We start from the raw sequence: 14,526 nt of genomic DNA, 5'->3' as shown, positions 1-14,526 counted from the left end.
GCGTGCGGCGCGTGGCCATCAGGATGGACAACGTCGCGATCGCCGTGCGCGACCTCGACGCCGCGATCGCCTTCTTCACCGACCTCGGGCTCGGCGTCGTCGGGCGCGACACGGTGAGCGGTGAGTGGACCGACGTCGCCGTGGGCCTCGACGGCAACCACGCCAGGATCGCGATGCTCGAGACTCCCGGCGGGCAGGCGCGGCTGGAGCTGTTCGAGTACATCCACCCCGCCGCCATCGAGACCGAGCCGACCCGGCCGAACGAGATCGGCATGCACCGGGTGGCCTTCGAGGTGGACGACCTCGACGCGGCGCTGGAGACGGCGGCGCGGCACGGGTGCCACCCGCTGCGCGGGGTGGCGACGTACGAGGACGTCTACCGGCTCACCTACGTGCGCGGTCCGAGCGGCATCCTCGTGATGCTCGCGCAGTCGCTGAAGAAGGGCTGACCCCGAGCGCACGGCCGGCGCGCAACGTCCTCGCCGCCGACGCGGCGAGCGGGCACCATGCCCGTGTGGAGATCCCCGTGCCGCAGGCGGCGTCGCCGTCCACGAGCCTGGTCTACCTGCTGGGCAGCCCCGGGGTGGGCAAGCGCACCGTGGCGGAGGCGCTGTCCGCGCTCACCGGCGCCGTCGTGCTCGACAACCACCGCATCGCCCTGCCGGTCGTGTCGCTGTTCGACTGGGACGGCAGCGCGCAGCTGCCGCAGGGCATCTGGGGCTACATCGACGTGGTGCGGTCGGCGGTGCTCGACGCGCTCGCCGACATCGCGCCGCGCGAGGCGAGCTACGTGCTCACGAACGCCCTCGAGGTCGGCTACGAGCCCTGGTACGAGCGGATCCGCGGGATCGCCCGTGCGCGAGGCTCGGTGTTCGTGCCGGTGCTGCTCGAGTGCGAGCTCGAGGAGCAGCTGCGCCGGGTGGCCTCGGCGGACCGCGTCGTGCGGCTCAAGCTGTCGGACCCCGAGCGCGCCCGCGACTACATCGCGGCGACGGAGTTCTTCCGGCCCACGGGGCCGGAGGCACTCGTGGTCGACACCACGCACCGGCCGCCGCACGAGACGGCTGCCGTCATCGCCGAGCACGTGGAGCGGGTCGCGCGAGGAGCGTGACCGGCCCGCCCCGGATCAGGCGGGCACGCGCTCCGGCGTCGCGTCGCGCGACCCGGTGAGGTCGGCGAGCACACGAGACCCCGGCTGCACGTGGTGCTCGGTGGCGGCGACGCCCGCACGCTCGTGCAGCCGCTGGAGGCCGCGGCGCTGGTTGCGCAGCACGAGCGTCACCACGCGGCCCTCGGCGCCGGCGCGCGCGGTGCGCCCGGCCCGGTGCAGGTAGGCCTTGGGGTCCTCCGGCGGGTCCACATGCACGACGAGGGAGACGTCGTCGACGTGGATGCCGCGGGCCGCGACGTCCGTGGCGACGAGGACGTCGATGCGCCCGTCGCGGAAGTCCTTCATGGTGCGGGTGCGCACGGCCTGCGACAGGCCGCCGTGCAGGGCGCGGCAGCGCACCCCCCGCTCGAGCATGTTGCCCGCCACGCGCTCGGCGCCGAGCTGCGAGCGGACGAACATGATCGTGCGCCCGTCGCGGCGGGCGATCTCGGTGGCCACCCGGGCCTTGTGCTCGCGGTCGACCACCAGCACGTGGTGCTCCATGGTGTCGACCGGCGAGGTCTCGGCGTCGAGCTCGTGGCGCACGGGCTCGTGCAGGTGCCCTCGCACGAGGGTGTCGACGTCGCCGTCGAGCGTGGCGGAGAAGAGCATCGTCTGGGCCGCCGGCGACACGAGGTCGAGCAGCGCGGACACCTCGGGCAGGAAGCCCATGTCGCACATCTGGTCGGCCTCGTCGAGCACCACGACCTCGACGTCCTCGAGCGAGCAGGCCTCCTGGCGGATGAGGTCGGCCAGCCGTCCGGGGGTGGCCACCACGACGTCGGTGCCGCGGCGCAGCGCCCGGCGCTGGTGGTCCATCGAGGTCCCGCCGACGACGGTCAGCACGTGCAGGCCGAGGGCGCGGCCGAGGGGTGCGACGGTGTCGGTCACCTGCATGGCCAGCTCGCGCGTGGGCACGAGCACGAGGCCGCGCGGGCGGTGGGGCCGGGCGGCGTACGGCGCGACCCGGGCCAGCAGCGGGAGCCCGAACGCGAGGGTCTTGCCGGACCCGGTGCTGCCGCGGCCGAGCAGGTCGTGCCCGGCGAGGGAGTCGGGGATCGTGGCCGCCTGGATCGGGAACGGCGCCTCGATCCCGGCGCGGGCGAGCGCGTCGACGAGCGGCCGGGGCAGGCCGAGGTCCGTGAAGGACGGCGAGGCCGTGTCGGCGGGTCCGTCAGCGGCGGTGGGGCGCACGGGGGCAGGGCGGTAGGTCGGGCGGATCACAGGGCCTCATCGGGTCGACGCGAGCACAGACGCGTCCATGAGGTGGTCCAGAGTGACGCGGGGAGTGGGTCCAGGGTAGGGGACCGGGGCCCGCAGCGACGAATCGCGACGGCGGCGCGAGACGCAGGTCACGGCCGCGCGCCCGGCTCAGGCCTCGCGCCAGCGCGGCGAGGTGGTCCGCGGAGGGCGGAACCGCTGCTCGAGCACGACGAGCCACTGGTCTCCGCAGGCGAGGCCGTCGCGGGCCTGGGTGAGCGCGCGGGCCAGCCCGGCGCCGGGGTCGTCGGTGCGCGTGCAGCGCAGCCCGAACGCGCGGGCGAGGTCCTCCCAGACCGGCTCCACGAGGTCCACTCCGCGGTGCGGGTCGCCGGCGACGTCCTGGTCGTAGCGGAGCATCCCGTAGCCGCCGTCGCTCACGACGAGCAGCGCGAGCGGCAGCCGCTCCTGGCGGTAGGTGGCCAGCTCGCCGAGCCCCATGGCGGCCCCGCCGTCGCCCACCACGGCGAGGGTCGGGATGCCGTGCGCCGCCGGCCCGATGGCGGCGGGCAGGCCGAAGCCGAGCGTGCCCCAGCCCACCGGGTACTGCAGGCGCCGCGCCCGGGGCTGGCGGGAGTAGCCGCCCAGCCAGTAGCCGGCCACGCACATGTCCACCACCAGCGCGCCGTCGGCCGGCCAGCCGTCCTCCACCGTGCGCACGAACTGCGCCGCGGCCGCGGTGCGCGGGTCGCCGGCGACGTCGTCGAGCACCTGCGCGGTGAGCGCGGCGCCGTCCGGGGCCGGCGCGGTCGGCGTCGTCTCGCCGAGGGCGTCGAGCAGCGCCCGCACCGACGTCGCGACGTCGCCGGTCACCCGGGCCGCGAGGTCGAGGTCGCCGAGGCTGGCGTGCTCGTCGTCGGTGAGCGCGACGACGGTGCCCGGCACGGGCATGCGCCAGTTGCGCGTGGTCATGCCGTGCAGGTCGTCGCCGACGACGAGCAGCACGTCGCACGCGGCGATCGCCGCCGCGACGACCGGCTCGTGCGGGGGCGCCACCACGGTGCCGGGGAGGTCGGCGAGCAGCCCGCGGGCCTGGTAGGTGGGCACCACGAGCGCGCCGAGGAGCAGGGCCAGCCGGCGCAGGTCGTCCTCGGCCGCCACGGCACGGGCACCTGCCCACAGCGCCACGCGGCGCCCGCGCAGCGCCGTCGCGGCGGCGGCCACCGCGGCCGGGTCGGGACCGACGGGCGGCGGCGCGGCCGGCCCCGGCACCGCGCCGGACCAGGCCGAGGCCAGCACGTCGGCCGGCACGCCGAGGTAGGCGGGACGCCCGGCGGCGAGCGCGTGGGCGGCGAGCTCGGGCAGCGCGGCGAGGGCCTGCTCGCCGTCGCGCGCCGACACCGCCCGCGCGCCGAAGCCGTGCTCCACCGCCGCCGCCTGGCTGCGCATGCCGTGCAGGAGGCCGTCGTCGTGGCCGGACCGGCGCCGCGGCGCCAGCGGCGTCTCGCTCGAGACCAGCAGCAGGGGCGAGCGCGACGCCCACGCCTCGCCGAAGGCGGCCAGCGCGTTCGCGAACCCCGGGCCGGTGGTCGTGAGGGCGACGCCGAGGCCGCCGGTGGCCCGGGCGGCCGCGTCGGCGGCGTACCCCGCGGCCTGCTCGTGGCGCACGCCCAGCACCCGGGGGCGGCGCCCGGTGCCCGCGCCCACCCAGAACGGCAGGTTGTGCACCCCCGGCACCCCGAAGCAGGTGCGCACGCCGTGGTCGGCGAGCTGGTCGAGGAGCGCGTCGCCCACGGTGTACGCCACGGCACAGTCCTATCGCGTGGGGGCGCCCCGCGACGACCCTCCTCCCACGGCGGGCGGCGGGCGCGCCGCGGTTCGGACGCAGTCGCGTCACAGCGGCGGGGTGCGCCCCTGGCCGAGGGCGCCCGGCGGCATCATGTGGCCCGTGACCACCCTGCAGAGCCTGAACCCCGCCGATCTGTCCGACGTCGTCACCACCGTCGAGCTCGCGAGCGCCGACGACATCGTCGCGGCGGCGCGCCGGGCGCGGGCGGCCCAGGCCGCGTGGGCCGACATCCCGGCTCCCGCCCGCGGCCGCGTGATCGCTGCGGTGGGCCGTCTCGTGGAGGCCAACAAGGAGGCACTGGCCGCGCTGGTCACTCGCGAGATCGGCAAGCCCTACGGCGAGGCGCTCGGCGAGGTGCAGGAGGTCGTCGACACGTGCGACTTCTTCCTCGGCGAGGGCCGGCGTCTCTACGGCCAGACGGTGCCGAGCGAGCTGCCGAGCAAGCAGCTGTTCACCCACCGCATGCCGGTGGGCACCGCGTTCGTGATCACCGCCGCGAACTTCCCCACCGCAGTGCCGTCCTGGTACCTCGTCCCGGCGCTGCTCTGCGGCAACACCGTGGTGTGGAAGCCGGGCGAGGTCTCGCCGGCGATCGCCACGGCGCTCACCGCGCTGTTCCACGCCGGCGGCGTGCCGGCCGACGTCCTGGTGACCGTCGTCGCCGACGGCCCGACGTCGTACGAAGGGCTGGAGCGCTGCCTCGACGAGGGGCTCGTGCAGAAGGTCGGGTTCACCGGGTCCACGGAGGTGGGCCGCCGCATCGGCGAGCTGTGCGGGCGGCACCTCCAGACCCCGTGCCTCGAGCTGGGCGGCAAGAACCCGATGCTCGTGATGCCCGACGCCGACCTCGACCTCGCCGTCGAGGGCGCGCTCTTCGGCGGCTTCGGGGCGGCCGGCCAGCGGTGCACGTCGCTGGGCACGCTGTGGGTGCACGACGACGTCTACGACGAGATGCGGGCCCGCTTCCTGGCCGCGGTCGAGTCGGCGGTGGTGGGCGACCCGATGCAGGACGTGCTCTACGGCCCGCTCATCTCCCAGCACTACCTCGACAACCACGAGCGCAACCTGGGGCTGGTCGCCGGTCACCACGCGGTGCACGGCTCGACCGGCACCGGGCGGATCACCTCGGCCAACCCGCGGCGCGGCTTCGTGGGCGACCCCGACGCCGGGCTGTTCGCGCACCCGACGGTCGTGGAGGGGATCCGCCCCGGCGACGCCCTCTACGACACCGAGACCTTCGGCCCGCTCGTGGGGCTCGGCCGGTTCTCCAGCCTCGACGAGGGCATCGAGCTGGCCAACGGCCACGGCTACGGCCTCTCGTCGTCGATCTACACGACCTCGCCGGAGTCGGTGTGGCGGTTCCGCTCGCGGATCTCCGCGGGGATGGTGTCGGTGAACAACTCGACGTCGGGCGCCGAGGCGCACCTGCCCTTCGGCGGCAACGGCCGCAGCGGCAACGGCTCGCGGCAGAGCGGCATGTGGGTGCTCGACCAGTTCACCCGGTGGCAGGCGATGAACTGGGACTGGTCCGGGCACCTCCAGAAGGCGCAGATGGACGTCGCGGACCTCCCGTCCGACAGCGGGTTCCGCCTGTGACCACTCCCGGTTCCCTGCTCTCGGGCCTGCCCGAGCGCGCCTCCGTCGTGGTCGTCGGGGGCGGCGTCGTCGGCTGCTCGGTGGCCTTCCACCTCGCGGAGGCCGGCGTCGAGGTGCTGCTCCTCGAGCGCGACAGCCTGGGCAGCGGGTCGTCGTCGAAGGCCGCGGGCGGCGTGCGGGCCTGCTTCTCCGACGCCGTCAACGTCGAGCTGGGGCGGCGCAGCCTCGAGCTGCTCGCCGACATCGGCACCCGGCCCGGCGGCGAGATCGACCTCCAGCGCGTGGGCTACCTCTTCCTGCTCACGACGCCCGGCCTCGTGGAGAACTACGGCGCGTCGGTGGAGGTGCAGAACTCCCTCGGCGTCCGGTCGCGGCTGGTGACGCCGGAGGAGGCGGCGGAGCTCTCGCCGCTGGCGACCTACGACGACGTGCTGGCGGCGTGCTGGTCGCCCGACGACGGCACGTGCACCCCGGAGGCCGTCGTCCATGCCTACGCCGCCGGTGCGCGGCGGCTGGGCGCGCGCATCGTGAACGGCGCCGAGCTGGTGGGCGCCGACGTCACCGGGGGCGAGCTGCGCTCGGTCACGGTGCGGGTGGGCGGGGTCGACCAGCGGGTGGCCACGGGGGTGGTGGTGGTCGCCGCCGGGGCGTGGTCGCGCCAGGTGGGCGCGACGCTCGGCATCGACCTGCCGGTGACCCCGCTGCGGCGCGAGATCGTCGTCACCGGGCCGGTGCACCCGATGCCGGCGTCCATCCCGATGACGATCGACGCCGCGAGCACCTTCTACTTCCACGGCGAGGGCCACGGCCTGCTCGCCGGCTGGAGCGACCCGTCGGTGGAGCCGGGCTTCGACCTCGCGCGCGACCCGGCCTACGTCGAGGGGCTCATCGCGCAGGCCGCGGTGCGCGCCCCGCGGCTGCTCGAGGCCGAGGTGGTGGGCGGCTGGGCCGGGCTGTACGAGATCAGCCCGGACCACGACGGCATCGTGGGCGAGTCGTCGTCGGTGACCCGCGTGCTCTACGCCACGGGCTTCTCCGGGCACGGGTTCCTCCAGGCGCCGGCGCTGGGCGAGGTGCTGCGCGACCTCGTGCTGCGCCGCGAGCCGGGCATCGACGTCTCGCCGCTCTCGGCGGATCGCTTCGGCGTGGGTCGTGCGCGCGACGAGCGGCACCTGGTCTGAGCCGGCGGGTGTCACGGGTGGCCGCGCGAGTGCGCGCCCGTCGCTGCCCCGGCGCCGGGGCGGCGCAGTGACGGCGTCCGACGTCGAGCCCCGGCGCTTGGCGTTGGTGGCACGGCTGCGCGCGGCCGGCTGCGTGTTCGCCGAGGAGGAGGCGGACCTGCTGCTCGAGCCGGGTCCGGACGAGGCCGGGCTCGAGGCGGCGGTGCGCCGGCGCGAGGCCGGTGAGCCGCTCGAGCAGATCCTGGGGTGGGCGGGGTTCGCCGGGCTGCGCCTGGCGGTGGAGCCCGGGGTGTTCGTGCCGCGCCGGCGCACCGAGCTGCTGGCGCGGGCCGCGGTCGACGCGCTGCCCGCGCGCCGTGGACCCGTCGTCGTCGACCTGTGCTGCGGGGTGGGCGCCGTCGCCGCTGTGGTGCTCCGGGCGCGGCCGGACTGCGTGGTGCACGCCGTGGACGTCGACCCGGCGGCCGTGCGGTGCGCCGTACGCAACCTGCCCGGCGCCGTGGTGCACCTCGGCGACCTCACCGCGCCGCTCCCGCCGGGGCTGCGCGGGCAGGTCGACGTCGTGACCGCGAACGCACCGTACGTGCCGAGCGGCGAGCTCGACCTCATGCCGCGCGAGGCGCGGCTGCACGAGCACCCCGTCGCCCTCGACGGCGGCCCGGACGGCCTCGACGTCCAGCGCCGGGTGGCCCAGGAGGCGGCGTCGTGGCTCACGACCGGCGGCCGGCTGCTCGTGGAGACCAGCGAGCACCAGCACGACGCCACGGCCGCCCTGCTGCGCGACGCCGGGTTCGAGGTGTCGTTCGTGCGCCCGGGTGTCTCTGCCGGCGGCGGACCGGCATGGGAGCAGGACGGCGTCGACACCGACGACGAGGAGGGCGACGGCACGGTGGTCGTCATCGGCACGAGGCGCCCGGACCCGGTCCCGGACCACGCCCGCGCCTGACGCCACCGCGGCCCGACCTCGCCAGCAGGACAGCCGCGGATCCGGGCTCGGGCTCACCCCGGCCGTGACCGTCGCGGGCCGCGTCACCGGCAGGACAGCCGCAGCGGTGCCGAGCAGGATGAGGACATGGCCGTCACCCGCACCCGTGCGGCGCTCGCCGTGCAGCACGACACCCTGGGCGCAGCCCACGTCACCGCCGTCCTCGGCCTCGAGCCGACCGACGCCTTCGAGCCGGGCGAGGCGTACGCCCGTGACAGCATGACCCGTTCGCACTCGCACTGGTCGCTGGAGAGCCCGAGCGCGGAACCGGCGCTCGAGCCCCAGCTGCGCGCCCTGCTCGGGGTGCTCGCCCCGCACCGGGAGGCGCTCTCAGCGCTCGCGCAGGAGGGCTACCGCCTCACCTGGACCTGCTTCGTGGAGGAGGACTGCGGCGACGGCGCCGTGTCGCTCAGCGCCGGCCTGCTCGCCGAGCTGGGCTCGATGCCCGTCGACCTGTGGGTCGACTCCTACGCCGACACCGCCCAGGACTGACCCGTCGTTACTGCCGCAAAGCACGGAAACACGGCCGGGTTTCCGGTTCTTCGGGCAGTAACGACGGGCACTAGCCTGGCGGCGTGACGGCTCCCTTCTCGCTCGCCCACCGCACGGCGCTGGTCACCGGCGCCGGCTCCGCCGAGGGGATCGGGTTCGCCTGCGCCCGGCTGCTGGCCCGCATGGGCGCGCGCGTGGTGGTGAGCGCGACCACCGAGCGGGTGCACGACCGCGCGGCCGAGCTGCGGGCCGAGGGGCTCGAGGCCGTGGGGGTGGTCGCCGACCTCACCGACCCGGCCGCGGCGCAGCGCCTGCTCGATGCCGCGCTCGTGGACCTCGGCCGCCTCGACGTCCTGGTGAACAACGCCGGCATGGCGCAGACAGGTGTCGCCCTCGAGTCCGGCACGCTGGTCGACCAGCCGGCCGACGCCTGGCGGCGTCAGCTCGAGATCACGCTCATGACGGCGGTCACCCTCACCCGCCTGGCGCTGCCGGTGATGCGCGAGCAGCGCCACGGCCGCGTGGTGATGATGTCCAGCGTCACGGGGCCGCTGGTGTCGGCCTCGGGCAGCAGCGCCTACTCCGCGGCCAAGGCCGCGATGGACGGCCTCATGCGTGCCGTCGCGATCGAGGAGGGGCCGCACGGGATCACCTGCTCGTCGGTGGCGCCGGGCTGGATCGCCACGGCGTCCTCCGAGGACGACGAGCTCGTCGCCGGGCGCTACACCCCCGTGGGCCGGCCGGGCACCCCGGACGAGGTGGCCGCCGTGGTCGGGTTCCTCGCCAGCGACGAGGCGTCCTACGTGACCGGCCAGGCCTTCGTCGTCGACGGCGGCAACGTCGTGCAGGAGATGAAGGGCCCCTAGACGTGCGTGTGGGGCCCGGTCGCCCGGGCCCCACACGTGTTGCTCGTCGGTGCTCAGCAGCCGGTGGCCGGTGCCCGGAAGCCCGGGAACGGGTTGAGGTCGCCCATGAGGGTGTAGCGACCGATGTTGGTCGAGGCCGACTGCGTCGGCTCCGAGATGGTGTTCGGTGCTGCCCGGACGAACCAGGGCAGCAGCGCCTCGTCCTCCGGGTGGTAGGACCCATCTGCGCTCTGCGTACCGTTCGGGTTCGCTCCCTGCTGGAACGTGTTGGTGCCCATGGCGAACCCGATCGACACGACGGGATCACCGGTCTCGAGCACCGTCGTGCACCCGTACTGCGGTGCAGTGGGAGTCACCCAAGGGTTGACGTAGTTGTTCACGAAGGGGTCGTCGGCCCACTCCGCGATCTCGTGGCTGAGCGCGTGGATGTCCTGCAGCGCCCAGTTCACACCGCCGTTGGCACGCGAGTACAGGCCGGGCTGCACCCACGAGGCCCAGGCGAAGGTCTGCACCTTGGCGTTGCCCTTGCTGTTGGCGCTGCCGCCCCCGTTGCCCGCGGCGCGCGCGCCGTGGAACCCGATGATGCAGCAGTTGCCGGGCGCGCCCTGGTACAGCATCACGTTGTTGGTGAGGTACACCGGCAGGTGAGTCGGGTCCGCCTTGGTCTCGAGGTTCTGGATCTGCGCGGCCCACCACGTCACGTTGACGTCGGCGAAGATGACGCCGCGGCCGCTCTGCAGGAGCGTGGCCTGGTTGCGCGGCACGTCGATCGTGATCGCGGGCAGCACGTTGGGCTCCAGGCGCAGGTGATAGCCGCTGGCCCCGACCTTGTTGAACTGGGCGCGCATGGTGGCGTCCTGCAGCTGCAGGAGGTTGCCGGCGTCGCCTTGCGACAGCGCGCCACCGGGACCCTTGCCGAAGCTGATGTTCGTCGCGGCAGTCGTGGTGCCGTAGTCGTTCGTCGCGAACTGGGGCGAGTCGAGCGTCGCCTGGAGGACGTCGCTCCCGCTGAACGACATGCCGTCCACGGTCACGTTGATCGGCGTGATGTCCGTCTGGATCGTGACGTCGCACGCGTCTCCGGAGCACGTGTTCGGGTTGGCGCCCACCATGTTGTAGCCGTAGTCAACGCCGTCGGTCGGGTCGACGCTGTGGCCCCACCAGTGCGCGACGGTCCGGGTGGTCGGCAGGACGGACGCGCCGCCCTCGGTCGTGGTCGTGGCCGTCAGCTGGGCGTCGCTGATGACCGGGATGGAGTTGGCCTTGGTCGGCGCGCCGGCGGCGCTGACCACGGGACTCGCGATGAGAGCGACGGCGGCGACGCCGATCAGGCCCCTCGCGAGAGTCCTGTGCTGCATGGTTCCCCTCTCCGGGTGGGTGCGCGGCGGCTGCCCGTGGACGCCGAGCATGAGTGTTGACGTGCGCAGTGCTATCACCCGGCACGACGGGCCCGGGGGGCGTTGGTCGAATGCGGGGTCAACCGACCACGTCAGCGGACGTTACGGGGAAGCCTCAGCCGCGGGTCACGAGGCCGAGCGCGGCGGCGATGCCGAGAACGGAACGCGGTGCGTACGCCAGCCGCCACAGGCCGCCGTGCGCGGCCTGCACCGCCCAGGCATCGTCGGGGTGGGCGAGGTCGGCGTCGGGCCGCGCCACCGACGCGGGGGAACGCAGGTCGTGCACGAGCAGGCCTGCCATGAGGGTGTTGGACGTCGAGGGCTCGAAGACCTCGACGCCGAACCGGTGTGCCCCGGCGTAGGCCGCCGCGAGCGCACGGTTCTTCACCACCGAGCGGGTGCGCGTGGCGGGTGCGACGTTGAGCGAGGTCCACACGCCGTCGGCCCGCGAGCGCGTCGCGCGCCAGCGCTGGAGCCGCTTGGCCAGGGCGTAGCTGGGCCCCTGCTGGGGCACGAGGCAGTCGGCGATCCCCACCTCGCCGCGGTCGGTGGCGACCGTGGCCGGATAGTTGGGGGCGAATCGGCCGGCCGCGCGCAGCGGCAGCTGGGCCAGCCCGGAGAGCCCTCGGCCCTCCCAGCGTCGGCGCGACTCCTCGACCGCGTCGGGCAGCACGGCGTACACGTCGGTGGGCGTCGCCAGGAACGCCAGGCCCACGTCGGCCCGCGTCTCGAGCAGCGACGCGGCCAGCGCGTCGGCGGCGAGGGCCACCCGTACGTGGGCGGCGCCGTCGGCATACGTGTAGGTGCCCAGGGTGAACGGGCCCTCGAGGTCGGCGAGCCAGGCGCGCACCTCGGGCAGGCGGCGCACCAGGTCCACCCCGGCCGCGGCCGCGAGGGCGGCGTCGTCCTCGGGCTCGACGCCGACCGGCACGGGCACGGTGAGCCGGCCGGCCGAGGCGCGTGCGGTCGCGATCACCTGGGCCCACACCTCCGGGCGGGGCAGGTCGACGGCGACCACGTGGGCGCCCCAGCGCAGCAGCGAGCGAAGCGGACCCATCTCCGCACCGGCGCCGAGCACCACCACGGTGACGTCGGACAGGTCGAGCCAGTCGGGGTGGTCGAGCAGCGAGTGGGCGGCCGACGCGAGCCCGCGTTCCACCACGCCGTCGGCCACCCAGGCGTCGAGCCGGCGGCGCACGTCGGCGCCGAAGAGCCGCTTGCCGCGGTAGGGAAGCGACAGCCCGGGGTCGCGCCCGGCCGCGCCCTCGACGGTGACCGACGCGTACGCCGGCTCGGCGACCGACGCGCACGCCTCGAGCAGCGGCACCGTGCCGCCGTCGCGGACGAAGACCGCGCGGTCGTGCAGCGACGACAGGCCGGTGCGGGCCACGGCGTGCGCCGCGGCGGGGGTGCGGGTGCCGGCCACGACGAGGTCGCGGTACGGGGCCAGGTAGCCGCTGCGCCACTCCTTCACCGACCCGGCGCGCGCCGCCGCCTCGGGGTCGACCTCGGCCAGGGCCGCGCCCACCACCGCCTGGGCGACCGCCGTCGTGCTCACCCGTCCGTCGCTGCCGGCCCGCAGGTCGACGCCGCGGTCGGGATCGGGGGTCGCGGGGCTGCTCACGGCCACATCCCACCACGGGCGCCGCCGCGGGCGCCGCCCTACCGCGACGTCTCGGCCAGCACGATGCCGACGAGCACCACGATGCCGCCCAGGATCTGCACGGGCACGAGCACCTCGCCGAGGAACACCCACGCGATGGCGCTGGCGATCACCGGCTCGGTCATGCCGACTACGGAGGCCTGGGTCGCGCGCAGGTGGCGCAGCGACTGGAGCACCAGCGCGAACGGCAGCACCGTGCCGAGCACCACCATGGACGTGGCGTAGGCCCAGCCGGGCAGGGCCGGCCCGTAGCCGCCGAGGGCGTCGCTGAACGACAGCGACTCCCAGGGGAACGACCACCACGGCAGCAGCAGCGCCCAGAAGGCGGAGGCGAAGCCGAAGCCCCACATCGTGAGCGAGACCGGGTCGCGGTGGACCACCAGCTTCTCGCCCTCGACGTAGTAGAGCGCGAGCGCCGCCGCGGCGCCGAGCCCGGCGACGACGCCGATGACGTCGAGGGTGAGCCCCTCCCAGACCTGCGCCACCATCGCCAGGCCGAGCATCGCCAGCAGCAGCGCGCCGAACACACGGTCGCGCACGGGCTCGCGCATGACGAAGCGGAACCACAGCGCGACCATGATCGGCGCGGTGAACTCGAACAGCAGCGAGACGCCCACGGGCAGCCGCAGGATCGAGACGAAGTACAGCGACTGCGTCGTGGCGATGCCGAGGACGCCGTACACCGCCATCCGGCGCACCTCGTCGCGGCGCAGCCGGAACGCACGGCGGTTCGTGAGCGCGACGACCACCACGAGGATGAGGAACGCGGCCGTCACCCGCAGCTGGGAGAGGCGGTACCACTCGATCCCGTGCTGCATCTGCACCTTGCTCACGGTGCCGTTGAGCGCGAACAGCGTCGCCGCGGCGACGTAGATGAGGTACCCCAGCAGGGGACGCCGGTCGACCTGCTCGACGGACGGCGTCTCCAGGCTGCTCACGGGGCGACGGCGCCGTCGACGGCGCCGGCGAGCCGGTAGACCTCCAGCGTGCGGTCGGCGACCACGCCCCAGCCGAAGTCGGACACGGCGCGGGCGCGGCCGCACGCCCCCATGCTCCGGGCCCGCGACGGGTCGGCCACGAGCACGTTCACGGCGTCGGCGAACGCGTGCTCGAAGGCGCGCGGCTCGGAGGGGTCGTAGGGCACGAGGAGGCCCGTCTCGCCGTCGACGACCACCTCGGGGATGCCGCCGACGTCGGAGGCGACCACGGCGGTCTCGCAGGCCATGGCCTCGAGGTTGACGATGCCCAGCGGCTCGTACACCGACGGGCAGAGGAAGGCCAGGGCGTGCGTGAGCAGCTGCTGCACCACGGGGCGAGGCGCGTGCTCCTGGATCCACACCACCGGCCGGCGCTCCTGGAGCCGCGCCACGGCGGCGGCCGTCTCCGCCCCGATCTCGGGGGTGTCGGGGGCCGACGCGCAGAAGACGAGCTGCACGCTGTCGTCGAAGAGCTCCGCCGCGGCCAGCAGGTGCGCGATGCCCTTCTGGCGCGTGATGCGGCCCACGAACACGACGTAGGGCCGGCTCGTGTCGACGCCGTACTGGGGGAGCAGGTGCGCGGACTCCTCGGGCCGCCAGGCCACGGTGTCGATGCCGTTGCGCACCACGTGGACCCGCTCGGGGTCGACGAAGTCGTAGGCGTCGAGGAGGTCGGCCTTCATGCCGTCGGACACCGCGATCACCGCCGCGGCCTCGCGGTACGACGACGACTCGATCCACGACGAGATGCGGTAGCCGCCGCCGAGCTGCTCGGCCTTCCAGGGCCTGCGGGGCTCGAGCGAGTGCGCGGTGATGACGTGCGGGACGCCGAACAGCTCGCCGGCGAGGTGCCCGGCCAGGTTCGTGTACCAGGTGTGCGAGTGGACGACGTCGACGTGGTCGAGCACCCGCACCATGTCGAGGTCGATCGCCAGCGTCTGCAGCGCGGCGTTCGCCTGGGCGAACTCGCTGTGCACCACGTGGCCCACGGCGCCGGTGCGGGTGGGCCCGAAGGCGTGCACGTGCACGTCGGCCCGCGGACGCAGCTCGCGAACGAGCTCGTCGACGTGGACCCCGGCGCCGCCGTAGACGTCCGGCGGCCACTCCCGGGTGAGGATCCCGACGCGCAGCACAGGCGCAGCCTAGGGGGTCGCCGGGCGTGCGCGAGCC

Annotated in this window: 13 protein-coding genes; 7 read left to right on the top strand and 6 right to left on the bottom strand. The window is 74.8% G+C overall.

What is annotated here, in order from left to right:
* The first annotated feature begins 11 nt into the window (after nucleotides 1-11).
* Together GC157_12855 and GC157_12850 are read left to right on the top strand one after the other, a co-directional pair.
* Nucleotides 12-449: a VOC family protein gene (locus GC157_12855; GenBank protein ID MBI1378355.1), complete on the top strand. Its 438-nt coding sequence runs from the start codon at nucleotides 12-14 to the stop codon at nucleotides 447-449.
* Between the two features lie 65 nt (nucleotides 450-514).
* Complete coding sequence (locus GC157_12850) at nucleotides 515-1,111, top strand: chloramphenicol phosphotransferase (protein ID MBI1378354.1); 597 nt, start codon at nucleotides 515-517, stop codon at nucleotides 1,109-1,111.
* 15 nt (nucleotides 1,112-1,126) lie between these two features.
* On the opposite strand, the gene GC157_12845 is transcribed toward GC157_12850, so the two are convergent.
* Nucleotides 1,127-2,344, bottom strand: a complete 1,218-nt coding sequence (locus GC157_12845) for a DEAD/DEAH box helicase (GenBank protein ID MBI1378353.1) — start codon at nucleotides 2,342-2,344, stop codon at nucleotides 1,127-1,129.
* Between the two features lie 177 nt (nucleotides 2,345-2,521).
* Nucleotides 2,522-4,156 carry a thiamine pyrophosphate-binding protein gene (locus tag GC157_12840; protein MBI1378352.1) on the bottom strand — a complete coding sequence of 545 codons (1,635 nt, stop codon included), beginning with the start codon at nucleotides 4,154-4,156 and terminating at the stop codon, nucleotides 2,522-2,524.
* Nucleotides 4,157-4,289: 133 nt separating this feature from the next.
* Between GC157_12840 and GC157_12835 the strand changes: the two genes are divergently transcribed.
* From GC157_12835 to GC157_12815, 5 genes are all read left to right on the top strand, one after another.
* Nucleotides 4,290-5,795: an aldehyde dehydrogenase family protein gene (locus GC157_12835; protein ID MBI1378351.1), complete on the top strand. Its 1,506-nt coding sequence runs from the start codon at nucleotides 4,290-4,292 to the stop codon at nucleotides 5,793-5,795.
* A 26-nt stretch (nucleotides 5,796-5,821) separates the two neighbouring features.
* The gene (locus tag GC157_12830; GenBank protein MBI1378350.1) at nucleotides 5,822-6,976 is read left to right on the top strand and encodes an FAD-dependent oxidoreductase; all 1,155 of its coding nucleotides are present in this window, start codon (nucleotides 5,822-5,824) and stop codon (nucleotides 6,974-6,976) included.
* Nucleotides 6,977-7,079: 103 nt separating this feature from the next.
* On the top strand, nucleotides 7,080-7,922 hold the full coding sequence (locus tag GC157_12825) for a putative protein N(5)-glutamine methyltransferase (protein ID MBI1378349.1): 843 nt from the start codon (nucleotides 7,080-7,082) through the stop codon (nucleotides 7,920-7,922).
* 126 nt (nucleotides 7,923-8,048) lie between these two features.
* Nucleotides 8,049-8,453, top strand: a complete 405-nt coding sequence (locus GC157_12820) for a DUF4279 domain-containing protein (GenBank protein MBI1378348.1) — start codon at nucleotides 8,049-8,051, stop codon at nucleotides 8,451-8,453.
* Nucleotides 8,454-8,536: 83 nt separating this feature from the next.
* The gene (locus tag GC157_12815; GenBank protein MBI1378347.1) at nucleotides 8,537-9,319 is read left to right on the top strand and encodes an SDR family oxidoreductase; all 783 of its coding nucleotides are present in this window, start codon (nucleotides 8,537-8,539) and stop codon (nucleotides 9,317-9,319) included.
* A 53-nt stretch (nucleotides 9,320-9,372) separates the two neighbouring features.
* Here GC157_12815 and GC157_12810 read toward each other — a convergent pair whose 3' ends face one another.
* From GC157_12810 to glgA, 4 genes are all read right to left on the bottom strand, one after another.
* Nucleotides 9,373-10,677 carry a hypothetical protein gene (locus GC157_12810; GenBank protein ID MBI1378346.1) on the bottom strand — a complete coding sequence of 435 codons (1,305 nt, stop codon included), beginning with the start codon at nucleotides 10,675-10,677 and terminating at the stop codon, nucleotides 9,373-9,375.
* A 154-nt stretch (nucleotides 10,678-10,831) separates the two neighbouring features.
* The gene (locus GC157_12805) at nucleotides 10,832-12,340 is read right to left on the bottom strand and encodes a hypothetical protein (protein MBI1378345.1); all 1,509 of its coding nucleotides are present in this window, start codon (nucleotides 12,338-12,340) and stop codon (nucleotides 10,832-10,834) included.
* Nucleotides 12,341-12,378: 38 nt separating this feature from the next.
* Entirely contained in the window at nucleotides 12,379-13,422 is a 1,044-nt protein-coding gene (locus tag GC157_12800) for an EamA family transporter (GenBank protein ID MBI1378344.1), read from the bottom strand.
* Nucleotides 13,314-14,486, bottom strand: a complete 1,173-nt coding sequence (gene glgA, locus GC157_12795; GenBank protein ID MBI1378343.1) for a glycogen synthase — start codon at nucleotides 14,484-14,486, stop codon at nucleotides 13,314-13,316. The genes GC157_12800 and glgA overlap by 109 nt, the downstream gene beginning before the upstream one ends.
* Between the last annotated feature and the right edge of the window lie 40 nt (nucleotides 14,487-14,526).

It is taken from the genome of Frankiales bacterium, from assembly GCA_016125335.1.
In the GTDB taxonomy this organism is placed as follows: Bacteria; Actinomycetota; Actinomycetes; order S36-B12; family CAIYMF01; genus Longivirga.
The sequence above is the reverse complement of the archived record's forward strand: the minus strand, read 5'-3'. Positions and strand labels throughout refer to the sequence as shown.